The sequence below is a fragment of the Nonomuraea sp. NPDC049158 genome (assembly GCF_040648335.1).
Classification (GTDB): Bacteria; Actinomycetota; Actinomycetes; order Streptosporangiales; family Streptosporangiaceae; genus Nonomuraea.
Window position 1 is genome coordinate 1 of sequence record NZ_JBEZDM010000096.1, and the last position, 1319, is coordinate 1319.

Sequence of the window (1319 nt, forward strand, 5' to 3'; positions counted from 1 at the left end):
CCCCCATGAACGCGAACACCGATTTCAGGCGGCAGGCCTCAGACTATCTGCCATCATCTCGTAGGCGATCGGGCTGAGTTGGCCGAGGCGGGAGTGCCGTCGGACCGTGTTGTAGCGGGTGATCCAGCGGAACACGGCCAGGCGGGCGGTCCAGGCGTCGGGCCAGTGGTGCGCGCCCTGCAACGTCTCGCGTTTGAGGGTGGCATTGAAGGACTCGGCCAGCGCGTTGTCGGCGCTGGTGCCGACCGCGCCGCGCGAGCGGGTGACGCCGAGCCGGCGACAGGCCCGGGCGAACTCCCGCGAACAGTACTGCGCCCCGTTGTCGCTGTGAAAAACCGCGCCGTCCAGGCGGCCGCCCCGGGTATGCGCGGCTGCCTGCAGCGCGTCGACGACGAGCTCGGTGCGCATGTGGTCGGCGATCGACCAGCCTGCCAGCCGACGCGAGTACAGATCCACGACCGTGGCCAAGTACAGGAAACGGCCGCCGCCGACGGGCAGATACGTGATGTCGCCGACGTAGCGGCGGTTCGGCTGCGCGGCGGTGAAGTCGCGCTGGATCACGTCCGGCACCGGGGCCGCGTCCGGCTCCGGGATCGTGGTGCGGATCTTCTTGCGCAGCCGCAGCCCGGCGATGCCATGCTCGCGCATCACCCGTTCCACCCGCTTGTGGTTGATCTTCATCCCTGCTGCGCGCAGCTCAGCCGTCATCCGGGGCGAGCCGTAGGTGCCCTCATGCTCGGCATGGATTCGCCGCATCCGCTCGGCCAGTTGCGCGTCGGCCTGGCGGCGGGCCAGCCGTGCCGCAGCGCCCTTGAGCCACCGGTAGAAGCCCGAGCGAGACACCTGCAGAACCCGGCACAACCGCTTCACCCCGTAGAGTGCCTTGTGATCCTCAACGAACTGGAAGCGGTTCACCAGTTCGTCTCGCCCGCGAAAAGCTTGGCCGCCTTGCGCAGGATGTCCCGCTCTTGCTCCAGCTCCCGGATCCGCGCCTTGAGCTGCTTGTTCTCCTCTTCCAGCACGTCGTCCGAGGGTACGGGCCCGCCCGACGCGGCCTTACCTACCGGGGTCGCGCCGGCTCCACGTTGTCCGCCTTCGCCCCGGGCCTGCGCGGCGCGCACCCAGACGCGCAGCGTCTCGCGGCTGACTCCGAGGTCCCTCGCGATCGACGTGATCGTCCGGTCCGGCCTCGACAACACCAACGCCACCGCGTCGGCCTTGAACTCGGGCGGGTAGTTCTTCATCACCATCAGTGACATCTCTTCCCCTGGACCTCAAGATCCAGTCTTCGAGGTGTCCTCGTTCAAGGGGGAATGCCC

1 protein-coding gene is annotated in these 1319 nt (G+C 68.4%); it reads right to left on the reverse strand.

Features of this window, described 5'->3' with window-relative positions; all coding sequences use genetic code 11:
* Positions 1-24: 24 nt before the first annotated feature.
* Positions 25-1250, reverse strand: a protein-coding gene (locus AB0B61_RS57440; protein WP_358450851.1) for an IS3 family transposase whose coding sequence is annotated in 2 segments (ribosomal slippage) — positions 25-938 and positions 938-1250 — 1227 coding nt in all. Because the reading frame shifts where the segments join, the coding sequence is not laid out codon by codon here.
* Positions 1251-1319 lie beyond the last annotated feature (69 nt).